Annotated in this window: 19 protein-coding genes; 15 read left to right on the top strand and 4 right to left on the bottom strand. The window is 47.8% G+C overall.

The annotated features are described in order from the left end of the window. Positions 1-331 precede the first annotated feature (331 nt). The 5 genes from OXH00_23535 (at position 332) to OXH00_23515 (ending at position 4,839) form a co-directional block, all read left to right on the top strand. Positions 332-1,192: a LamG domain-containing protein gene (locus OXH00_23535; protein ID MCY3743998.1), complete on the top strand. Its 861-nt coding sequence runs from the start codon at positions 332-334 to the stop codon at positions 1,190-1,192. Between the two features lie 246 nt (positions 1,193-1,438). Beyond that, positions 1,439-2,245, top strand: a complete 807-nt coding sequence (locus OXH00_23530; GenBank protein ID MCY3743997.1) for a LamG domain-containing protein — start codon at positions 1,439-1,441, stop codon at positions 2,243-2,245. Positions 2,246-2,510: 265 nt separating this feature from the next. Beyond that, a complete protein-coding gene (locus tag OXH00_23525; protein ID MCY3743996.1) occupies positions 2,511-3,467 on the top strand; it encodes a redoxin domain-containing protein in 957 nt (318 codons plus the stop codon). Next, a complete protein-coding gene (locus OXH00_23520; protein MCY3743995.1) occupies positions 3,467-4,594 on the top strand; it encodes a DUF362 domain-containing protein in 1,128 nt (375 codons plus the stop codon). The genes OXH00_23525 and OXH00_23520 overlap by 1 nt, the downstream gene beginning before the upstream one ends. 2 nt (positions 4,595-4,596) lie before the next feature. Then, a complete protein-coding gene (locus tag OXH00_23515) occupies positions 4,597-4,839 on the top strand; it encodes a hypothetical protein (GenBank protein MCY3743994.1) in 243 nt (80 codons plus the stop codon). A 325-nt stretch (positions 4,840-5,164) separates the two neighbouring features. Here OXH00_23515 and OXH00_23510 read toward each other — a convergent pair whose 3' ends face one another. Beyond that, positions 5,165-5,749 carry a hypothetical protein gene (locus OXH00_23510; GenBank protein ID MCY3743993.1) on the bottom strand — a complete coding sequence of 195 codons (585 nt, stop codon included), beginning with the start codon at positions 5,747-5,749 and terminating at the stop codon, positions 5,165-5,167. 139 nt (positions 5,750-5,888) lie between these two features. Here OXH00_23510 and OXH00_23505 point away from each other — a divergent pair, with 139 nt between their 5' ends. The 8 genes from OXH00_23505 (at position 5,889) to OXH00_23470 (ending at position 15,746) form a co-directional block, all read left to right on the top strand. Further along, positions 5,889-6,188, top strand: coding sequence for a Dabb family protein (locus OXH00_23505; protein MCY3743992.1), 300 nt, complete (start codon positions 5,889-5,891; stop codon positions 6,186-6,188). Positions 6,189-6,305: 117 nt separating this feature from the next. Beyond that, a complete protein-coding gene (locus OXH00_23500; protein MCY3743991.1) occupies positions 6,306-7,694 on the top strand; it encodes a sulfatase in 1,389 nt (462 codons plus the stop codon). 179 nt (positions 7,695-7,873) lie between these two features. Next, entirely contained in the window at positions 7,874-9,739 is a 1,866-nt protein-coding gene (locus OXH00_23495) for an MBL fold metallo-hydrolase (protein ID MCY3743990.1), read from the top strand. Between the two features lie 6 nt (positions 9,740-9,745). Continuing rightward, positions 9,746-10,165 carry a VOC family protein gene (locus tag OXH00_23490; GenBank protein ID MCY3743989.1) on the top strand — a complete coding sequence of 140 codons (420 nt, stop codon included), beginning with the start codon at positions 9,746-9,748 and terminating at the stop codon, positions 10,163-10,165. A gap of 8 nt (positions 10,166-10,173) precedes the next feature. After that, entirely contained in the window at positions 10,174-11,043 is an 870-nt protein-coding gene (locus OXH00_23485) for a phytanoyl-CoA dioxygenase family protein (GenBank protein MCY3743988.1), read from the top strand. A gap of 102 nt (positions 11,044-11,145) precedes the next feature. After that, positions 11,146-11,637: a hypothetical protein gene (locus tag OXH00_23480; GenBank protein ID MCY3743987.1), complete on the top strand. Its 492-nt coding sequence runs from the start codon at positions 11,146-11,148 to the stop codon at positions 11,635-11,637. Positions 11,638-11,809: 172 nt separating this feature from the next. Then, positions 11,810-15,001 (top strand): DUF4955 domain-containing protein, encoded by a 3,192-nt coding sequence (locus OXH00_23475; protein MCY3743986.1) that lies wholly within the window; start codon positions 11,810-11,812, stop codon positions 14,999-15,001. Between the two features lie 229 nt (positions 15,002-15,230). Next, positions 15,231-15,746 carry an adenine phosphoribosyltransferase gene (locus tag OXH00_23470; protein MCY3743985.1) on the top strand — a complete coding sequence of 172 codons (516 nt, stop codon included), beginning with the start codon at positions 15,231-15,233 and terminating at the stop codon, positions 15,744-15,746. 424 nt (positions 15,747-16,170) lie between these two features. On the opposite strand, the gene OXH00_23465 is transcribed toward OXH00_23470, so the two are convergent. Together OXH00_23465 and OXH00_23460 are read right to left on the bottom strand one after the other, a co-directional pair. Continuing rightward, positions 16,171-16,731, bottom strand: a complete 561-nt coding sequence (locus OXH00_23465; GenBank protein ID MCY3743984.1) for a hypothetical protein — start codon at positions 16,729-16,731, stop codon at positions 16,171-16,173. A 78-nt stretch (positions 16,732-16,809) separates the two neighbouring features. Continuing rightward, positions 16,810-17,082 (bottom strand): hypothetical protein, encoded by a 273-nt coding sequence (locus OXH00_23460; protein ID MCY3743983.1) that lies wholly within the window; start codon positions 17,080-17,082, stop codon positions 16,810-16,812. Between the two features lie 116 nt (positions 17,083-17,198). Between OXH00_23460 and OXH00_23455 the strand changes: the two genes are divergently transcribed. Beyond that, positions 17,199-18,392: a hypothetical protein gene (locus tag OXH00_23455; GenBank protein ID MCY3743982.1), complete on the top strand. Its 1,194-nt coding sequence runs from the start codon at positions 17,199-17,201 to the stop codon at positions 18,390-18,392. A gap of 4 nt (positions 18,393-18,396) precedes the next feature. Next, positions 18,397-19,572: a hypothetical protein gene (locus OXH00_23450; GenBank protein ID MCY3743981.1), complete on the top strand. Its 1,176-nt coding sequence runs from the start codon at positions 18,397-18,399 to the stop codon at positions 19,570-19,572. A gap of 52 nt (positions 19,573-19,624) precedes the next feature. Here OXH00_23450 and OXH00_23445 read toward each other — a convergent pair whose 3' ends face one another. Continuing rightward, positions 19,625-21,619, bottom strand: a complete 1,995-nt coding sequence (locus OXH00_23445) for a hypothetical protein (protein ID MCY3743980.1) — start codon at positions 21,617-21,619, stop codon at positions 19,625-19,627. Between the last annotated feature and the right edge of the window lie 120 nt (positions 21,620-21,739).

The raw sequence follows: 21,739 nt of genomic DNA, 5'->3' as shown, positions 1-21,739 counted from the left end.
GGGATGTTGATTTTTGGTGTTAAATCTCATTTTATCAAAAGATAGGCGAATTGTCAACTATAGTGAGACTTACAAAAAACGGACATTCAATTGTCACAAATCACTCTTGTGGGAGGGGTTTGTAACCCCGATTCTTGTGGATAGCAGTGCGGACCTATTCCCGGTAATGCACTCAAAAAACGTTAATTGTAAAATCAACTATAGATTCAACAATAGACATGCTATAATTACTGAATATGTTAAAAAATCGTAATCTTTTATCCCTAAGTTAAAAGTAACAATCTATCTGAAAAGAGGGTGTCGCAATCAAGCGCGACTTATAGGAGGCACTATGTTTTTGGCAAAACGGTATCTGAATTACATGCTCGCTATAAGCACGATAATCGTGCTTAATTTCACGGTGATATTGATAGGTGATGCAAAGATTGACGAAAATACGATTCAAGGTATGTGGACCTTTGAAGAGGGTAAAGGTGAAACCGTTACGGATCTTTCTGGAAACGGTAGCGATGGCATATTTGTTGGCGATATCAAATGGGTAAAAGGCAAATTCGGCGGTGGTATAGAGTTCAGCGGCGTTGACGCACAAAACCACGTCCGTATCGGAACGAAAGGGGATCCCGATAGTTTGGCAGCCTTGAATTTTAAGGACTCCGAGGGTTTCTCGATCCACGCTTGGGTCTTTGCAACGGCACCTCCCAACGGAAAATGTGTTATATGGAAGGGGCATGGCTGTTCAAGTTGGTCACAATATCTACTTGGAACCGGTGCCCATGAAAATGTCGGTGGGCGAATTAACCAAGCGTCGTTTCATTATCGTATCAAGAGCGCGCCTGAGAGATTTGAAGCACTCGGAGACCCACTTCCCGAAAATGAGTGGGTTTACCTTGTTGGGGTCTGGGATGGCACAAAAATCTATATCTACGTTAATGGTGAACTACAAAACAGCGCAGACGCAGTGGGACAACCTTGGGATTCTTTTGAGGCGGTTTATATCGGGGCAGATGCGGGGTGTAATGCTGGTAAGGGGCGGTGTCATTGGAGCGGGATCATTGATGAAATTGTCATCTTTAATGTGCCGCTCTCTGCGGATGAAGTTAAGACACTCGGCAATGGAATTGAAGGTGTTTTGGCAGTAGATGCTGCAGGAAAAACCACTACCACTTGGGGTAGGCTTAAATCAGCGGAGTAGAACCCTCTTGATAGTGACCTGTGATACTATAGTGTATTGTGAATCCTTCATTTAGCCAGCTGCGTCTTATTTTTTACAAGAAAACCGAAACGATTGGCAACTAAAATGAAAACCGAGTCTTCTACGATTCTGTTTGACATGTGCGCATTGTGGGTGGTATACTATAAGATAGAAAGTATTTCACGGTTAGGTGGCTGAAGTTGTGAATTGGGAACGATTTTGTTTTGTATCTAAGGAGGAAGCCTGATGTTTTTATCTAAAAGTGTACGAATAGTGCTTGCGAGTTTTATGGCAGTCTTTTTGTTCATAGCACTGCCGGGCCTTGCCAAAATTAATCCGGATAATATCACCGGAATGTGGCTCTTTAACGAAGGGAAAGGTGGTACCGCCGCAGACGCATCAGGAAACGGGAACGATGGTGAAATCCATGGCGCGAAGTGGGTAGATGGAAAATTCGGTAAAGCCCTTGAATTTGACGGTGTTAGCAATTGGGTTGAAGTGCCACACTCAGATACTGTCGGGTTTAAGGCGGGAGTATCTTTCACAATCACCTGCTATTTCAAAGGCAGCAAGGTCGGCGGTTCGCTCGTCGGCAAAAACTACGAGGATACATCACAGGCGACACCGTGGTATCTGCTTTGGGACAACGGAAATAAAAACACCGTAAGTCTCTATTTGCGGGATGGTGCCGGTACCAGTTTTCCTGCCCATGGTACTACGCCTATTGCCGACGAAAAATGGCACTTTATCGCTGGCAGAGCGGATGCAGATGCTGGTAAAGCCTCAATATGGGTAGATGGCAAAATGGAAACCGAGGTTGATTTCAACACAAAAGACGGATACGGCACCAGTGAAGGCGTGTTTCATGTCGCGCGACACTATGACCGGTATACTGAAGGCATTATTGATGATGTTGCCCTCTTCAATGTCGCTCTGGAAGAAGAGGATATGGATGCTCTCATGAGCGACGGGGTTGAAACTGCTGCCGCAGTTGAACCTGTAAACAAACTGACAACGACGTGGGGCAGAATCAAGCAGCGGATAGACAGATAGAGGAAAGACAATGAAACGGATACTGACTTTTTCGGTGCAGCTTGCAAGCCGAAAACTTGCTATACAAATGTTCGCGTTCGCGATGCTGTTATTTGCAGGATTGAACTGCGGAACAGAGAATCCCATTGAGGAAACCGTGGATACCGCCTCGGTTGAAACCACTGCAACAGGATCTTTTTATGGTGATGTTGAATTAATCGAGGATGTAACTATCTACATGCGTTTGTTGAAAGCCGGGCAAATCCTCGCACAAATTGAATTTGAAATGCACGGCGTGAAGGCAACAAGTACGGACGCGAACATCCACTCTTCTACACAACAGGGAATCGGGAAATATCACGTTAAGGAAGCTGAAGTGGGAGACTACACTGTCCAAATTTCAGCCAAAGGATACCAAACGACGGAGTTGAACGTTACCGTCATCCCAGACCAGAGTATTTCACTGGACAAAGTTGCACTTGCCGCATTAGAAACATCTGTTTCACATCTGCGCGGTGTTTTGACAAACGCAGCATCCGGTGAACCGCTTGCTGGGGTCAACCTCCAACTTACAGATGACGCTGGGAAAGTTTACGATACCTTAACAACGGCATCTGGGATTTTCACCTTTGAAAATCTGCCCGTGCAGCAACCCTTTACGTTGACAATTGCGCACGTGGGCTATGAAGATAAGGAAGTGGCAGTGCATCCGATACCAGCTGATGAAACACTGGAACTGACTGTTGAACTCACTGCACTCCAGGAACCCGAAAAGTTGGATCCAGGTCAAGGGTTGAGCATTGGAAGCCAGGCACCGGACTTTGAATTGCCAGATGGCAACGGTAAATTACACGCATTTGCTGATTATGCTGCTGATAAAAACGTCGTCCTTATTTTTTACCGGGGTGGCTGGTGACCGTTCTGCAGAGGGCAACTCGGTGAGTTGCAAGACAACTATGCGAAGATTCAAGCTGTAGGCGCGGAACTCATCGCTATCAGTTCCGATAACGAAGGCGATACCAAACGGACGGTTCAAAATCACGGGCTCAAATTTCCGGTGCTTTCCGATAAGGACAAAAAGGCGATCACTGCTTACAACGTCGTCGATCCTGGCAACAATCGGATCGCGCGTCCTGCCGCCTATATCGTTCGGAAGGACGGAACAGTCGCTTGGAAATCCCTTAATGGTGTAGCGGTGCGTGTGCCAACAGCGGAAATTCTCACAGAATTGGGTAAACTTTGATGAAACCTAACGACAAGGTCATAGCAGGCATTATTGCTGACAGCCAAGAGATGGAGCACTATCAAAACACGCTCGATCGCCGGCAGTTCTTAACTCGACTTGCTGCGGGTGTCGGCGGTATCGGGGGCGCGCTTAGCACACTTCCAGCGTTCGCACAGCTGAGTAGTGGACAATTGCAACCCGACGCTGCTACAGAAACAGTGCCTCTTACGCCTGTCGTTGAGGCTATTGGTAAGAAGGTTTGGGACAACGATCAGCTCAATGAAGATGCCGTGAGTGAACTGATGGATCAGGCGATGATGAAGCTGACTGGACGTTCCTCCGCTAAAGAGGCGTGGCGAGATATTGTGCTACCCGATGATATTGTCGGGATAAAAATCAACCCGCTTGCTGGACCAGAACTCAGCACACATTCCATCATTGTTGATAAAATCGTTGAGGGTTTATACGGTGCCGGTGTGCTTCGGAAGCAGATTATTATCTGGGACCGGTTTGAAGAACATCTCTTAAACGCCGGTTATCCAATCAACAAGGATGAGACCGATGTGCGAACTGTTGCCTCCGACACGGAAGGCATCGGGTATGACGATGAAGTGTTTTATGAGAGCGAAAAGGATAGTATTACGCGTCGAGAGAATGAAAGCACCCGTTCTCGGTATTCCCGGATTGTTACCCAGCAGGTTGATGTGCTCATCAATGTCCCCGTTTTGAAGCACCATGCGATGGCGGGTGTGAGCGGATGTTTAAAGAATCTCGCGTTCGGGAGTGTTGATAACACACGCCGATTCCATGGAAAACCGCGCTATTGCAACCCGGCTATTGCCGAAATTCTGGAGCATAAGGTCTTGAAGGAGAAACTTGTTCTTAATATCGTTGATGGTCTGGTCGCCTCGTTCGATAAGGGGCCGACATATCACGCCGAAAGCGCGTGGAAATACGGTAGCCTTTTTATCAGTGCTGACCCGGTTGTTCTTGACGTATTGGTGCTTCAGACAGTCAACCAGAAACGCGAGGAGCTGGAGTTAGATTCTGTGTCTAAGCTCGCGAACCACATCAATACGGCGGGTAAGCTTGATTTAGGTACGAATACACTGGATCAAGCGGATCTTCGGAAAGTTGAGGTTTAATTATGATACACAAACGTGTTTTTCTTTTTGTACTGCTCGGTCTCTTCTGTGTCGCAATCACGTTTTCAGGATGTACCGTGACTTTCACGCAGAGTGACACGCTCCAACTCAGTCTATCAGAGCCGACAGATAAGGCAATGTCTCTCGTTGCTGAGTTTGAGGCAGGCGAGGCGGACAACATCGCTGGCGATGTCACACAGCAGGCCGGAAGTGTCTGTGCCGGTGGCGCGTGCATCATCTATTAGGACGTTTTTAACCGTTTCTCTATTCCCCAACCAAGGTAGGGCAGTTTGGTTTACACCGGTAATCTCAGTTTTTTTCAGGTCCGGTAGGTCTCCCTTCCGAGAAACTCTATCTGTTCTCCTGCCCCCTTTTAGTGGTGATTTCCTCCCAATCCCATGCTGCTATAGATTCATATCTCTCGGCTAATTTAAGGGTTGAAAGTTTACTTTCAGTTATATTGTAGAGTTTGTTATGGGAAGAAGGAGAGTGAAATTTTGAGACAGTAGGAGAATAAAAGGCGGACTGAGAAGTCCGCCTGTGATGGAATTCGGTTTGGAAACACTGCTGTTAATCTGTCTTGATGTCGCCCCAAGTTGTGGTCAAATTCCCAACTGGGCTTACCGGAAGCTGCCCTTCTTCAACGAAGATCGTCCACATGATGACCGGGTCTCCGATAACCTCATCAATACCGAGCAACTCTACTTTACCTTCTGGATACGGTTCATTGGATTTGTAGATAAAATACTCAACGGGTGGGTGTGGCGCATCAAGGACCAGCGTTTTTTCTGTATCCGTGTATCCGTCCGTAAACCAACCCTTCGGCTCTTGCCCACGGTCTTCTGGTCGTTTATGACGGCTATCCCATGCTTGGTAGACATAAGCCGGTCGGTCGATTTCAAACGTTAAGCGGTAATCCTGTCCACCGGGACAGTCCGCTGACGTGGAGACTTGTGTCAATCCAAGGAATTCTTTCGGGATATTTGTAATCGTGTAGTCCCTATCGTGGAAAAATTTCCCCTTTTCTTCCAACTCAGTGGCTTGATAAGCACCGTTCTTATTGTCTTCTATATTCGTGACTTCCACCTTTTCGGCGAAGGCAATTAACGAAGCAACAAGGAACAGTGTTGCCATGCAAACATAAATCAGTCTCATTTTGACCCTCCTTTGTAGGTTGCTTTTCAAACTCTACAGAAAACTTGAAAAAAAACACTGTTTGTGTAATACTTTAGATTATACAACACTTTTCTTGAATTTACCAAAACAAATTTCTCTATGGAAGAAGGAAATCATAATGGTTGAGCATATCGTCCTACTCAAGTTGAAGTCGGAGGTTACTAACGCACAATTGGAGACCTTGTCCGATGCCCTTATGGGAATGGCTGACGAGATCCCCGGCATTGAATCTATAACTGCTGGCACAAACAACAGTCCTGAAGGCAAAAGTCAAGGGTACGCGTACGGGTTTATCGTCCGTTTCACAGACGAAGCGGCACGCGATGCGTATCTACCCCATCCTTTTCACCGTCAGGTAGCAGGCGAACACATCCGTCCACTTGTTGAGGATGTCCTTGTTTTCGATTACTCCGCTTAATTCAACACAATAACTTTAGTATTGCTGTCCGCGGTCCCAACACAAAATTCCCAATCTCTTATTCTACTGCGAGATCCTTTTTTAAAGTGTCTCTCTCGTTCCTTGGAGGTCAAATACATGAGTTGGAACATAGTCGTTGTTGTTTCAGATACCCTACGAACCGCATATCTCAGTCCCTATGGTAACGATTGGATTCGGACACCGAATTTAGCACGGTTTGCCGAACAGAGCGTCAGATTTACGAACGCACACCCGGAATGCTTACCGACGATTCCGACGCGCCGCACCCTACATACCGGCAGACGCGCCTATCCGTTCAGTACGTATACGCCTGTACCGTGGGACAACGTCTATACGCCGGGTTGGCAACCGATGTCGTCCGATGAACCCGCAATCGCTGAATCGCTCGTCCAAAATGGATACCACACAGGCTTTTTCGCCGATGTACCGCACTATTTCGTACCCGGAATGAACTTCACAAGAGGGTTCCGACAGTGGCAGTTTGTCCGTGGTCAAGCCGAAGACAGATACCGTGGCGGCGCGCACGCCGATCCGGCATTGGTCTCTCGATACCGCGGGAATCCAGCACGTATCCGCTCACATATTGTGAACGTTCAACCCGAACGTCCAGAGGAGACATGGCCCACCGCTCGACTGTTCCGTTCCGCAATTGAATTCGTTGAGCATAACCATGAAAACACACCGTTTTACCTCTACGTTGATGGGTTCACACCGCACGAGACATGGGAAGCCCCCATCCACTACTACGATCTCTACGGTAGCCGAGAAGATCGGGAACCTATCTGTCTCAACCTCCCTTACGGTTCACTCAAAGATGCGGAACTTGAGGAACGGCTGCCAAGCGTTAAAGCCAACTACGCCGGTTTGGTAACCCTCGTGGATACGTGGTTTGGAAGGTTAGTGGATACGATTGATCGCCTCGGACTGCGCGAAAATACGTTGATTATGTTCCTCGCAGACCACGGCACAAACTTCGCAGAGAATCCGGATAAAGCCACCGGCAAGCCTGCGAACTTTATGTATCCTGGCACAATGGACATTCCTATGCTCGTGAGCCACCCGTCTGGGGTAAATGGTGGTACAACGTGCGATGAGTTCGTCTATACGTTGGATGTGCCTGCTACTGTTATGGCAGCAAGTCAAGTTGAACCTGCTGGCGAGATTCAAGGACAGAGTCTACTCCCGCTCGTTGAAGGCAAAGGCGGTTTTGAATCGCGTGAATACCTGACCTGTCGTTATGTCAACTCTGTCTGGTATAAAGACGCGAAGAGTTGGTATTTCTCCAGCGTTGATTTTAATGACGGTATCCGACTGTTTGACCTTGAGTCAGACATCGACTGCCAGCACAACATCGCTGACCAAGGCGCAGAGCGGATCGCGCTTGCCCAAGAACGGATCTTAGCCGACGCAGGCGGACATCTACCGCACTACAAACGCCAAGGCAGAACGGATGCCCTCGGCAGGCCGCAGTTCGCAGAGGCGTAGTCTTTTGGATAAACGTGAGTTTGATAGTTTTTTGTAGCGTAGACTGTTAGTTTGCGCTACAACGTCCGTCTTTAGCCCTAAAAAATGGAGAAAATGGGCGTTATTGCTGAAGATATTCTTACACATTGGCGTATTGTTGAACCATTGTTCCAGCAACAGGCTAAAAGCGAGAATTTTCAATGGATCCCCGATTTTCCAAACTCAGTGAACACTTATATATTCACCACGGGCATGTTAACACAGGTATTCTCCGTGATGGCGATCGCGCGCTGCTCATTGACCCAAGTGGGACTACCCTTCATACAACACTCGCGGAGTTAGGCATCACGAATATTGAGCAGATCCTCTTTACGCACCACCATCGCGATAGCACAATCGGTTTCCCGATAGCTGAGAACGTCCGTGTTGGCGTGCCAGAGAAAGAGGTAGCATGGTTTGCCGAGGTCGAAACCTTTTGGAACGATCCACAATACCGATGGCACCTCTACAATTACCATCCACACAATCTCATGCTTGCCGATGCTATCCGAGTGACAGATACGTATGCCGAGGGTGCACAGATTGCGTGGGGTTCAGCGTCCGTGAAAGTTATTGAAACACCTGGACATACCGATGGCAGTGTTACCTACCTCATTGATGTTGACAATAAACGCTTCGCTTTCTCCGGGGACCTCATCTACGACGAAGGTCAGTTGTGGGAACTCTATAGTCTACAGAAGGGACAGCAGACCAGCGACTATCACGGGTTCCTCGGTGCGCGAGATGAACTCAGGGAGAGCCTTGAAAAGGTGCGTCAGGCATCGCCAACTGCGCTTATTCCGACGCACGGTGTCACCATGGACAATTCAGACAGGGCAATTGACAGGCTTTTGGAGCGGTTGGCGTACTGCTACGATAAATATGTGGCGATTTCTGCGCTCCGGCACTACTTTCCGCAGCTTTTTACCGAGTTTGAAGGACATCCCGGGCACATGCCGATCCGTGAAGGAAAACCGCCTCCCGAATTCTTACGTCACTTCGGCACAACATGGATCATTATCTCCGACTTTTCTACAGCAAGTTTCGGCTCGCAAGCTACGCCGAAAGGCGAAGCGTTCGTCATGGATTGTGGCTCGCCAAATGTAATTAAACAGATTCAACAGTTGCAGACAGACAACGAAATTTCGGAGGTTACGCAATTCTGGGTAACGCACTACCACGACGACCACGTTAACGCTATCCCCGAATTTCAAGAAACTTTCCCGTGTGAAACGATAACGGATACGGTTGTCGCACAGGTTATCACGAATCCGATCGGTTTTCGACTCCCATGTATTTCGCCTTCTGTTACGCGGGTAGATCGCGTCACACAGGACGGTGATTCTTGGCAGTGGAATGAGTTTACAATGACCGCCTACCATTTTCCGGGTCAGACCTATTATCACGGTGGACTGCTTGTCGAGGGACACGGCGTACGGATGTTCTTTGCGGGGGACTCCTTCACGATGGCAGGGATTGATGACTACTGCTCCGGCAATCGGAATCTGCTCGGTGCGGATGTCGGCTACGAAAAGTGCCTGCGTCTGATTCAGGAACTCAAGCCGACGCATATTTTTAACTGCCATGTCGATCCAGCGTTTGACTTTACCGATGCTGAGATTGCGTGCATGCTTGATACACTCGCTGAGCGAGAAAAATGTTATACCGCGCTCTTTCCTTGGGACCACGCCAACTATGGCATGGACGAACACTGGGTACGCTGCTATCCTTATGAACAAGAAGTTGCACTTGGCGGAACAGCACAGCTGCGCGTAGGGGTAACGAACCATTCGGACGAGCCGCGCACAGCGACTGCGCAGCCAATTCTTCCTGCATCATGGGGTATGGAAATTGTTCCCGGAGAAACAACGCTTCCACCGAAAGCAGAGGGATACATCGATTTTTCCATTCCAATTCCACAACACTGCGAAACGTTAGGACGAGTTGTTATACCTGTGGACATCACCTATAACGCGCGTCCACTCGGTCAATTCCGAGAAGCGATCTTTGTTCTCACTGGAGGTTAAAAACTTGTGCTAAACTTATCACATGCTACTGTTGACGTTGCTATTACCTGTAGTGATTTCGCAGCGTCGTTGGACTTCTATCACAACAAGTTGGGTTTTGAGATTGTGCTGGATCTGGAGATTCCAGACGACCTCGCGCGCGACGTGGGGCTTGCGCCTATCGGTTTTCGGCAGGTCCGTCTCAAGGCAGGTAACACACTCATCAAGTTGATGGATATTGAATCGCCACCGCCAGCACCAACAGGCGAGTTCTCAGCGGGTGTCCGTTGGCTCACCTTTTTTGTTGAGGATATTCAGCAGACTGTCAAAGACTTAAAACAGAACGGTGTCGAATTTCTATCTGAACCTATAAGCGCGCCGGATGCCGCGGGTGTCGCCTGCGCGCCGGATCCAGATGGCATTTTAATTGAACTTGTCCAAATATGAGGAGCGTTATGAGAGCGTTGACTGATTCCCAAATCCACGATTTTAACGAGAACGGCTATCTCCTAATTGAAGACGCGCTTTCTTCCGACGACCTGAATCCGCTGATCGCTGAGTTTGAGGAGATTGTTGACACTGGAGCATCACAACTCTACGCGGAAGGCGAACTGGATTCCGAATTTAAGACGGAAGGGTTTGACACTCGGTTGGCGAAAATTACGGCGCAATCCTCGGTCGTATTTCAGAAGGTGTTTAGTGGTGCGCACACGGGGCCCGCACTCTTTGAGCTGCTCGTCAATCCGAAGCTCCTTGACATCGCTGAGTCGCTCGTCGGATCGGAAATTATGTGTCATCCTGCATACCGAGTCCGTCCGAAACTGCCCGAGCACGATCGAACCCTCGTCCCATGGCATCAAGACGCAGGCTATATGGAGCCGAAATGCGATTCGGTTTTACAACTCACAATCTGGATTCCGCTGATAGATGCGACTGTTGAGAACGGCTGTATGGAGGTCATCCCACACGTCCATCGGGACGGTGTTTTCCGACATCGTCACTCTGAGCGTTTTTATCTTGAGATACCGAATGATGCATTACCGGAAGTCGATCCGGTTGTAGTTCCTGTTAAGTTTGGCAGCGTTCTCCTATTTACCAATCTAACGCCGCATCGTTCTATCCCGAATGTCAGCAATCAAGTCAGATGGAGCGTTGATTCGCGCTATCAGGACGCGGCGAAACCGACCGGCTATCAACCGGAAGCCGGTTTCCTTGCCCGGAGCCGACTGCACCCTGAAGAGGTTGTCACCACACCTGAGGAATTTAAACGGGTTCGTGATGAACATCAACCCGGTCCCGGTCCAAATCGCTGGGCAAACCTTTAACTATGGCGGCTTTTGCTCGGTTTTTCTCCGTTGTCGAAAAACCGGTTTTTGCCAAGATCAAAACAGGATTGCGACAATTTAGTTTTCTGAAGGAGATGAGTAATGCGTAATTTTAAACGATTATCACCACTGTTCATCGTTCTTGTCCTCCTGATGAGCGGTGCGAAGCCGCCAACTGAAGAGTTGAAGCCGCAAGACGTTGAACTCCGTGGCAATATCGTCTGCTTAGCGGAGGAGATGCATACGCATTATAAGGTTGAACTCTTTAATAAGCATGATCACCTATATGGTGTCAAAACCGAGGATGGGAAATACTACACGCTTTTACGGACATCGTTAGCGGAGGCGCTCTTTGTTGATGAGCGGTTGCCTGAGAAGAACCTGGTCATCAAAGGTCGTGTCTTTCCAAAGACGCAATTGCTGGAGGTAACTCGCTTTTTGTCTATCCGCAACGGTGTTCTCCACGATCTCTACTATTACTGTGATACATGCTATATCCGCACTGTTGCACCGGGGAATTGTGATTGCTGTCAGGCACCGGTTGTGTTGATTGAAAGACCGTTAAATGTCGATTCCACAATACTGTCACCATAGGTGTAGATTCTTGATTCCGTTGCAAGGAAAGGAACGCTTTTGTCATGTCTAAAAGCGTAAAACTACGAGTTCCCTTTGCCTTTGGTGATGAGAAAAGGTTATATGATCCTCAGTCCGCGGAAAAGGGAAAACCTTATTTTTTCTTCTTGCACGATAGTGAGGACAAGCAACCATGATCAACAAAATAGGAAACTGCGCAGCCGCTGCACTGTTATTTTTGTTCATGTTGCCGCTTGCCTCAGCGCAACTCACACCGAACATCTATAAGAAATATATCGGAGAACCTGTTCCGGCGGGCACACCTGATCTAATTGATTTTTCTTATGCAGGCTATAAAAATGGGGAAGAAGGCATCCCCGAAGATTTTGACTATCCAACCTACAATGTGACCGATTACGGTGCTGTCCCTGATGATAATAAGTCAGATACGGCTGCTGTCAGAGTAGTCCTTGACGCAGCGTCTTCTGGTAGCTGTATCGTATTTTTTCCACCCGGACAATATGATGTTTTACTTGATAACGATATAAAAGAGCCGTTTGTCATTGTAGGTCATCACACAATCGTACGTGGGAGCGGCGCGCAAGGGGCAGGCAACGGTGGGACAACTATTAAGGCACATAACGCCATAGCGTCCAATTCACCATTTTTATTTCAAACAATCAATGCTGAATTTGATTGGGGGTCAAAAACAAATGTCCGCGGGTCATATCCCAGTGGCGCAAAGTCCTTTGAGGTGTACAACGCAACCAGTTTGATAGACCGTAAGTATATTGCAATCAGAGGGTTTAGTCTTCGTGGAGAGGATTATGAGAAATATTCCTCACGACCCATGGCTGAGTTCCCTGAGTCGTATACTCGCATCCGTGAGGGGATTACACTTAGAGAATATCATGAGATTGATAGAATTGAAGGGAACCGGGTCTATCTAAAGGCGCCACTTGTAACCCACCTAAGTAACGGTATGGGTGTACATTGGATTGATTTACAAGAGGGGATCGGCTTTGAATATCTCCATATTGATGGAAGTTTTGATGAAGTTTATGAGCATTTAGTTCAAGGCGGACGGGGTGGCATTTCATTATGGGAAACCGCACATTCATGGATACGCCGTTGTCGGATTTCTAATGTGATTGCTTCCTATTTTATCGGTCATTCTTATGGGACGACTGCTGTTAGTAATATCGTTGATGGCAGATTCGGACATAATTTAGGGAGTCTATTTGGTTCAACATATTGCCTCACGGCATTTTTAGAAGATTATACCGACAGAGGGATGTGGCATGGTGCAGCCGTGTCGCATTACGCGGCAGGAAGTGTTGTATGGCATGTCCGAGGTCCGTTAGTAAAGGGACCTGATACACACGGCGCGCAGGCGCGCCATTCATTGTTCGATAATTACATCTGCATGAACCATCATGCATCTGGCGGTGGGCGAGATAGTTTGCCGCACCATTTAGATGGATACGTCCGGTGGAACAACACTGTTTTTACGAATAGCACTTTTGACCTATGGGTGCCCGACGCACATACCATCACTCAAGGCAGTGTGATCGGATACAAAACACTGGGCGGTTTGATCCCGCGCAACGCTTATGTTGAAGGATTTGGGACGCACGTCTATCCTAATTCACTTTACGAGGCACAACTTGAACACCGATTCGGTGCGCTCCCAGCATGGGTGGAGGCTGCAAAAGCAGAACATAGAAAGTTTATGGGGAGCATTATCGTTGATCCAGGGCGACCTGAAACACCGCCTGACGATTCAGCCGTCAACTTAGATCCAACACGCGGGGGTCCGAAAATAGAGGGACCCTGGTTATGGGTCCTGTTGCCAGATGAACATCTTGAGAGCATAACAGACCTATTGGCGAAAGTAAGTGGCGGAAGTGTTACAGAGCAACACATCGCAACGCATGGTGCATCACCCGGGGACATCGTTGGCGACTATGCGTGGACTCCCTTAAAAATTTCACCAAGTGCGGCAAACAACATAAACGAAATGACAAGTGCTATCGGCTGGAACGGAGAAAAACGTGTCATTTACGGCACTATCTCCATAAATTCTCCAGAAGAACAGCACACAAGGATGTTTGTTGGGCATGATGACACGCTCAAGGTTTGGCTGAATGGCAGCCTGGTTCATGAAAGAATCGTATATTATAATGCTTACGATTACCAAAGGGCTTTTCCTGTCACGCTCAAGCAAGGTCAAAATACACTGTTAGTTGCTGTGGGTAACGGCACAGGCAGATGGAGCGGATACTTTGGCTTCCAAGCAGATGCAGAATATACAGTACTCCCTTTTGCGGGTGTTGGATATGCGCTTTCTAATTATGCCCTTTCTGGGGGTGTGTTCTCCGCATCTGAAACTTTTACTGTTGACCTATACGGAGAAAATGTGACCGATTTAGCGGAATGGCAGTTTGACCTCGCTTTTGACCCCTTGCTTCTCGAAGTGCTTGCGGTGCATAAAGGCTATTTACTGGAGTCAGCGGGTGCTGTAACCGCGTTTCAGCAAGGCACAATTGATAATCAGACCGGTAAGATTACCGGGATCCGTAACGCAATAAGTAGTGGCAGCAGTGTGAGTGGCACAGGCGTGCTCTTATCAGTAACTTTCGCAGCAAAAGCAGGGGGTGAAACACAATTACGGCTGAATCACTTCAGTCTCGTTGATAGCACGGGTAGAGAAATCCCTGCGGGTCCGCTTTATCTTTCACTGATGTTGGAAGGCAACCTACCTTGGGATGTCAACGAAGATGGAGGGGTAAATATTTTAGATTTGGTTCTCGTTGCCCAAAACCTGGGGAAACCCACATCCACTAATTCGCCAGCAGATGTAAACAGCGATGGCACTATTAACATCTTGGACCTAGTCCTTGTTGCACAACATCTCGGTGAATCAACAAGCGGCGCAGCGCCGACTACTATTGCAATAGAAGACATAAAGGGATTAGACCCCGCAACAGTTCAAGCGTGGATAGACCACGCACGCGCTGAGGACGATGGGTCGCGCACTTTCCAAAAGGGAATTGCAAATCTCGAACGACTTCTAACAGTCCTTATACCTGAAAAGACGACGTTATTGCCGAACTATCCGAACCCGTTTAATCCAGAGACATGGATACCGTATCAGTTATCCGAACCAGCAGAGGTGACCGTGACAATCTATACTATCAATGGAACAACAGTTCGGACATTAGCGTTGGGACTCATGCCTGCGGGTATCTATCAGAACAAGGGCCGAGCTGGATATTGGGATGGTAAAAATGACGTTGGTGAGTTTGTTGCAAGTGGTGTCTATTTTTACACGCTAACTGCCGGAGGGTTTAAGGCAACGCGTAGGATGCTCATACGGAAGTGAAAACACAAGACCTCGCCACGGAGGCAGATGAAAATATCCGCAACAAAACGCTTCAATCGCGTCCTGTGGGGAGACGTAAAACCCCGTACTAATACAAGGAGAGCCGAAATGAAACGCACTTATATTTTTCTTTTTAAGATATGTCTTATTTTCAGAACAAAACTGGTATTATCACAAGTCCGAAACTACTAATTGCCATATACAAAATAACAGGAGGTTTTACAACGTTATGTACGAGTTATCTAAATTTATCCGAACTATACCTGATTATCCTAAACCGGGTATTATGTTTAAAGACATTACGCCACTTTTAGCAAATGCACCTGTTTTCAATGCTGTCATTGAGGTTTACGCAAACCACTATAAAAGTGAGGGAGTTGACATAATCGCAGGACCCGAAGCAAGAGGGTTCATTTTCGCGTCTGCACTTGCGTATCGGATGGGGGCAGGCTTTGTTCCTGTACGTAAAAAAGGGAAGTTGCCCTACGACACATTTGAAGTGACCTACGACCTTGAATACGGAGAAGACACACTCACGATTCATCAAGACGATTTTCCAAAGGGGAGCCGCGTCCTTTTATGCGATGATCTTTTGGCTACTGGTGGTACGCTTGCAGCAACGATTGAACTTGTTGAAAAAGCAGGTGGGGACCTTGTAGGCATTGCCCTCTTAATAGAACTCACCGAACTCAACGGTCGAGAAAAGATGAGGAATTTACCAATCTTTTCTATCTTTGAATTTTAGCTATCCGTAAATATGAAACAGAGTTTGCAAAACGTCGTTGACATCATAAGAACCTTTTGTTGATATATGTCGTGAGTATAACATAACGTGAGTTTGAAAATAAAAATTGAAGCGTCCTGTAAGTGTTTTTGCTTGGGTGTTTCCCATAGGTTGAACGGAGACCTACTAAAAATCGCACACAGCACAATGTTTTCAGAGAGCAGAGAAACCTGAAATTACCAAAAACCGAGTGAAACCCGGGGCCCCACCCGTTACTGGGAAAGAGCCTACATCCATATTTGTATTTTATTTTTCAACCCACGTTTAATTTTTAAACTCACGTCTTCAAACGGGAAAGCGCGTGTGAACACAATTGAAAATAAGGTCAAGTTTTTTGCTCGAACTTAACAAAAGAGACAGTTTGTCCTGATAGACACTCTGCACACTAAAATGGCTTGTCCTCTGTCTCGTAACTTTCTGGGAGGCATGTAGAAAGGATCAATGTCCCGACAGATATACCGGTCAGACACCCCATTGCGCTGAATGCGGCACGCTGAGCTCGAGCTTGTCTTCTGTCAACCAAAGTGTCAACCGAAGTGTAAGCCGCAATGTAATCCGGTGATTTCCCTAAAAACGCCTCAGCAGGGAGCGTCGGTGAATGGAAGATCGCATACCCCGTCGGCAGCAGCATACCCGCGCCGATACCCGCTGTACAACACATATAAAGTGTGTCAGGTCCAAAGACACGGGGAATATCATCTTCAATATAGACCCCATGGGCGTCGCCATAAAGTAAAGCGAACAACGAAAGACAAGGCAGCGCACTCCCGAAAAAGCCGCTGGCAAACCATTTTAATTTAGAGACCCGTTTGGCATCTCTTTCGGCATCACGTTTTGCCACGGCTGCAATATCCGTTTGGGCAGCCGTGTCTCCAACGCTTACCAAAATCAACAGAACCATCAGAAAAACAGTGAACGTTTCAGTGAGAAACCTTTTATTTATCATAAAACCTTCCTTATTTGTTTTCGGTTAGCTGCCGATTTTTGGATTGAGACATCCTCAAATATACTTCTCTCTTCGTAATTAATCTAAGGCATCTCCTGTAATCTCAACGAATTTTGTTCCCTCCTTTATAGCACTCAAGACATCATTATACGCTTCCTGAGCACCCACTTCACTATAAAACACTGCAACAATTGTAACAGTTTCACTCTCGCTGGACATCGGATAAAGTTCCATGTAATTAATGTGGCATATTAGGATACCATATTTTCGACCAAAATGCCACAGTAACATCTCTTTTATCGGTTCATTTGTAAAGACGAATTCCGCCTCACGGCTTTTTAACACTTCCACTTTTTTACTTGATTTTGTCTCGATTGGGCGTTATAATAGTCAATCCTGTCGGAACTCAATACCACAGCCCAATAATTCTCGTTTGGCATGGTTGGGCTGCAACAAGGAAGTTGATTATGGAAAAACGACCCAAAATTGCTGCGATTGCGACGATTTATCATAAATACTCACACACACAGCACATCGTTGATCGGTTCTTAGAGGGGTATGGGTGGAACAGCCGACACCATCACCCGCCGATGGATCTCGTTTCTCTCTTCGTTGAACAGGTTAAAGATAATGACCTCAGCCGCGACCGTCTGGAGCGTTTCCCCTCAATGAAGGGGTATCCCACAATTGCCGAAGCACTTACGCTCGGCGGTGAAGAATTGGCTGTTGACGGGGTCCTGATTATCGGGGAACACGGCGAGTATCCTTCCAACGAGAAGGGACAACGCCTCTATCCGCGCTATGAGCACTTCATGCAGATGGGTGAGGTGTTTGAACGTAGCGGACGCGGTGTGCCAGTATTCAATGATAAACACCTCTCGTGGAACTGGGAATGGGCGCGTGAGATGTACGACATCTCCCAAGACATGAACTTTGCTTTTATGGCGGGTTCATCACTACCCGTTACGTGGCGCACGCCGTCAATTGATATGCCGCTCGGTGTTCCGGTTTCTGAGGGGGTATGTGTCGGCTACGGCGGTGTAGATAGTTACGATTTCCACGCCTTAGAAACCTTACAGTGTATGGTAGAACGGCGCGAAGGTGGCGAAAGTGGCGTGAAATGGCTGCAGGCATATCGCGGTGACGCGTTTTGGGAAGCGCATCACACCGAACTCTGGTCGCGAGAACTCTTTGAAACGGCACTCTGTCGGAGTCATACGCTTACACCATCACGCCCAGGGTTTAACAATCCGTTTCCGACGTTGGACGAACTAAAGGAGATTGTGAAAGACCCGATCGCGTATCAGTATGAACACAATGATGGGTTGAAGTCTACGATGATTCTGATGAACGGATTGGTCCAGGATTTCAACTTTGCTGCTTACATCGGTTCAGGCGACGAAATCCTTTCAACGCAGATGTATCTCCCAATGCCACCCGCGCGGACGACATTAGCGAACTTCTTTTCGCCGCTGGTCAACAATATTGAGCAAATGTTTCTGACAGGCGAGGCAACCTATCCAGTTGAACGCACATTGTTGACGACAGGACTTGTCGCAGCAGGTGTTGATAGCCTCTTTGCCGATAGTACAAGACAGGAGACACCACATCTGGACATCGCGTATCAGTCAACAAAAGATTCGACCTTCTGGAGGACATGAAGCTATGAAACGAATTGCAGTTATTACCACGATCTACCGTTACCTATCACATGCGCAACATTTTGCAGATCGGTTTCTTGTCGGCTATCCAAAAGAGGGCACGTGGCACCGACCAGATATGAAAGTCGTTTCTCTCTATGTTGACCAGAAACCAGAGGGCAATCAGAGCGAAGATCGTGCCAGAGAATTTGGATTTTCAGTTTATCCTACGATTGCCGAGGCACTCCGATGCGGTGGTGATGAACTCGCTGTGGACGCAGTGCTTTCGATTGGCGAACACGGTGATTATCCTACGAATGAAAAAAGTCAGGTGTTGTACCCACGGTATGAATTTTTCAAAGAGTGTGTCAAGGTTTTTGAAGAAGACGGACGCGCTGTGCCTATCTTCAACGATAAACACCTCTCTTACAGTTTCGAGAAAGCGAAGGAGATGGTAGACGACGGACACCGGCTCGGTTTTGGGGTGCTTTCGGGTTCGTCGCTGCCCGTCACGTGGCGATTGCCGGATGTCGAACTGCCGTTGGAGTGCGAAATAGAAGAGGGGCTCATGGTAGGCGTTGGCGGTTCAGACCCGATGGATTATCACGCTTTGGAGGCGATGCAGTGTATGATAGAACGCCGAAAAGGTGGTGAAACTGGAGTCGCTGCTGTCCAATTAATAGATGGTGAGGAGGTCTGGAAGGCAGGTGAAGATGGACGTTGGTCTCTGGAATTGCTGGAAGCGGCACTTTCGAGGAGCGATACACCGTGCGGTTTAACAGATGAAGACGGTCGAACGCAAGATATGATCCGTAACGGTGAAATCTATCGGCTCGTCGAGAACCCATCTGCCTATTTCATTGAATATAACGACGGATTAAGGGCGACACTTTTGATGCTTAACGGTGCGGTCCGTGACTACTGTTTCGCCGCGAAACTCAAGGATGAGCCAGTGCCAGTGTCTACGCAGTTTTTCTTAACGCCGACCCCGAACGTCACCTATTCCGCGTGTCTTATCGCCAAGATTGAGGAACTTTTTGAGACGGGTATAGCGCCGTATCCGGCAGAGCGCACTTTGTTGGTAAGCGGTGCATTGGAGAGTTGCTTGACTTCGCGCCTTCAAGGACATGTCAGATTAGAAACACCACACCTCAATGTCAAATACCGCGCACCTGCGGAATCTCAGTATGCGCGGCGTTAAAATGTAAGGGCGGGTCCCAGCACCCGCCTACTCATAATGTCTGATGTGCAGTCTAATCCACATTATCAGATATGAGATCCCATAACAACACGATGCCATCCGGACTTGCACTCGCCAACGTCTTTCCGTCCGGGCTGAATGCTATTTCAATAGCAGCATTCCGATGTGCATCCAGTGTCCGCAGATGTGTGCCAGTTTCCACATCCCACAGACGAATAGCTTCGTCCAGACCTGAACTTGCCAATGTCTTTCCATCCGGGCTGAACGCGATGCTATAAACATGTCCCTGATGTGCTTCTATCGTGCGCATGAGTTCACCCGACATTGGATCCCAGAAACGCGTGGTGCCGTCCGTACTGCAACTCGCCAATATCTTTCCATCCGGACTGAATGCTACGCAATTTACAGAATCACTATGTTTATCCAAAGTGAAAAGAAGGGTGTCGGTCTGCACATTCCATACCCGCACAATCTCATCATCACCGCCGCTCGCTAACAGGGTGCCATCTGGACTGAACGTGATGTGAGAGACAAATCCCCGAGGATCCAATACCTGATGTAGACTTTTACGAAGCTTCTGTGCTGCTTCCTTATCACCCTTTAGCATACGATCAGTAAGTTTTTGTATCTCTTCCGGATCCTCCAATTTTTTATGTTTGGGCATCGGACGTATAGGTTTCCCTGTTTGGATATCCCACAAATACACAGTGTTTTGACGACTTGCACTCGCGAGCGTTTTTCCGTCCGGGCTGTATGCGATGCTTGAGACCCCGTGTTTATGTGCAACCAGTGGCGGCAGTCTGTCCCCTGTTTTTATATCCCACAAATACACGGTATTGTTTAAACCGCTGGTTGCCAATGTCTGCCCATCTGGACTGAACGCAACGCCTCTGACAAGATAGTTATCACTCACAAGTGTCCGCAACAATGCCCCCGTCTGTGCATTCCACAAGTAGAGGATATAATCCCGAGTGCCACCTGCCAGTATTTTACCGTCTGGGCTGAACGCTAAGCTATAGACAGGCATTATTATCCGATCTACTATCTTTCTAAGTTCCTTTCCGGTTTCCACATCCCACAGGCGCACGGTGTCATCCATGCTACCGCTCATTAGCGTTTTCCCATCCGGACTAAATATAACGCGCTCGCTACCCCATTGATGCCCCGACAACACTCGCAGCTGTGTCCCTGTTTGCACATCCCATAGACAGATGGTCTTGTCGGCACTTGTACTCGCCAATGTCTGCCCATCTGGACTAAACGCTACATCTTCAACAACAGAACTATGCCCAGTCAATGTCTGAAGAGACTTGCCGGTATGCACATCCCACAAACGCGCGCTCTGATCCTGACTTGCACTCGCCAGCGTTTTGCCATCCGGACTGAATACTGCGGCATAGACATCGCCCTGATGCCCTGTTAGCGTCCGAATAGAATTTCCCGTTTTCACATCCCACAGCCGGACGGTTCTGTCTAAACCTGAGCTTGCCAGTATTTTCCCGTCCGGACTAAACGCTACGCATATGACACCCCCTTCATGCGCTACCAGCACGCGAAGATTTGTGCCGGTCTCCACATCCCACAACCGGATGGTCTCGTCTATACTGCCACTTGCGAGCATCTTCCCATCCGGACTGAATGCTACGCTCTTGGTAGATTTTTCATGTTCTCGTATCGTCCGAAGTTCAGCACCGGTTTGTGCGTTCCATAAACGGACAGTGTGGTCTTCGCTTGTGCTTGCCAACATCTTCCCATCTGGACTAAACACTACGCTTAGCACCCAATTTGTATGCCCTGTTAGCAGATTAAGTATTTTGCCCGTTTCTACGTCATGTATCCAAATACCGATGTTACACGCGACCGCTAAATGTTTTCCATCAGCGGAACTTGCGATCGTTCCCGATAACGAGCCTTTCCCGTGCCGTGCTTTCACGCCTTTGGGTAAGTACCTTAAATGCAAGTCCTGCGGCTCTTGTGCGATGGTGATTTGGTGAACGGCGCATATCGCGAACCCAATCGCTAAAATCAATGCTAATATTTTTTCCATAAGAAAATTTCCTTTTTCGGAGGGATTGTCTTTAAGGACAACATGCGTTAGTGATAAAAAGGGATGTGATTATTGGTTATTGGCTTTCATTTGTCGGCTATTAGTGATAGTCGATCGGGC

It is taken from the genome of Candidatus Poribacteria bacterium, assembly GCA_026706025.1.
GTDB lineage: Bacteria > Poribacteria > WGA-4E > WGA-4E > WGA-3G > WGA-3G.
Note: the sequence above shows the minus strand (reverse complement) of the source record. Positions and strands in the feature narration are given on the sequence as shown.

Excerpts from the sequence above, each read along its gene's own strand:
- OXH00_23535 (MCY3743998.1), top strand. The coding sequence starts at position 332 with ATGTTTTTGGCAAAACGGTATCTGAATTACATGCTCGCTATAAGCACG.
- OXH00_23530 (MCY3743997.1), top strand. The coding sequence starts at position 1,439 with ATGTTTTTATCTAAAAGTGTACGAATAGTGCTTGCGAGTTTTATGGCA.
- OXH00_23520 (MCY3743995.1), top strand. The coding sequence starts at position 3,467 with ATGAAACCTAACGACAAGGTCATAGCAGGCATTATTGCTGACAGCCAA.
- OXH00_23515 (MCY3743994.1), top strand. The coding sequence starts at position 4,597 with ATGATACACAAACGTGTTTTTCTTTTTGTACTGCTCGGTCTCTTCTGT.
- OXH00_23510 (MCY3743993.1), bottom strand. The coding sequence starts at position 5,749 with ATGAGACTGATTTATGTTTGCATGGCAACACTGTTCCTTGTTGCTTCG.
- OXH00_23505 (MCY3743992.1), top strand. The coding sequence starts at position 5,889 with ATGGTTGAGCATATCGTCCTACTCAAGTTGAAGTCGGAGGTTACTAAC.
- OXH00_23500 (MCY3743991.1), top strand. The coding sequence starts at position 6,306 with ATGAGTTGGAACATAGTCGTTGTTGTTTCAGATACCCTACGAACCGCA.
- OXH00_23495 (MCY3743990.1), top strand. The coding sequence starts at position 7,874 with ATGGATCCCCGATTTTCCAAACTCAGTGAACACTTATATATTCACCAC.
- OXH00_23485 (MCY3743988.1), top strand. The coding sequence starts at position 10,174 with ATGAGAGCGTTGACTGATTCCCAAATCCACGATTTTAACGAGAACGGC.
- OXH00_23480 (MCY3743987.1), top strand. The coding sequence starts at position 11,146 with ATGCGTAATTTTAAACGATTATCACCACTGTTCATCGTTCTTGTCCTC.
- OXH00_23475 (MCY3743986.1), top strand. The coding sequence starts at position 11,810 with ATGATCAACAAAATAGGAAACTGCGCAGCCGCTGCACTGTTATTTTTG.
- OXH00_23470 (MCY3743985.1), top strand. The coding sequence starts at position 15,231 with ATGTACGAGTTATCTAAATTTATCCGAACTATACCTGATTATCCTAAA.
- OXH00_23465 (MCY3743984.1), bottom strand. The coding sequence starts at position 16,731 with ATGATAAATAAAAGGTTTCTCACTGAAACGTTCACTGTTTTTCTGATG.
- OXH00_23455 (MCY3743982.1), top strand. The coding sequence starts at position 17,199 with ATGGAAAAACGACCCAAAATTGCTGCGATTGCGACGATTTATCATAAA.
- OXH00_23450 (MCY3743981.1), top strand. The coding sequence starts at position 18,397 with ATGAAACGAATTGCAGTTATTACCACGATCTACCGTTACCTATCACAT.
- OXH00_23445 (MCY3743980.1), bottom strand. The coding sequence starts at position 21,619 with ATGGAAAAAATATTAGCATTGATTTTAGCGATTGGGTTCGCGATATGC.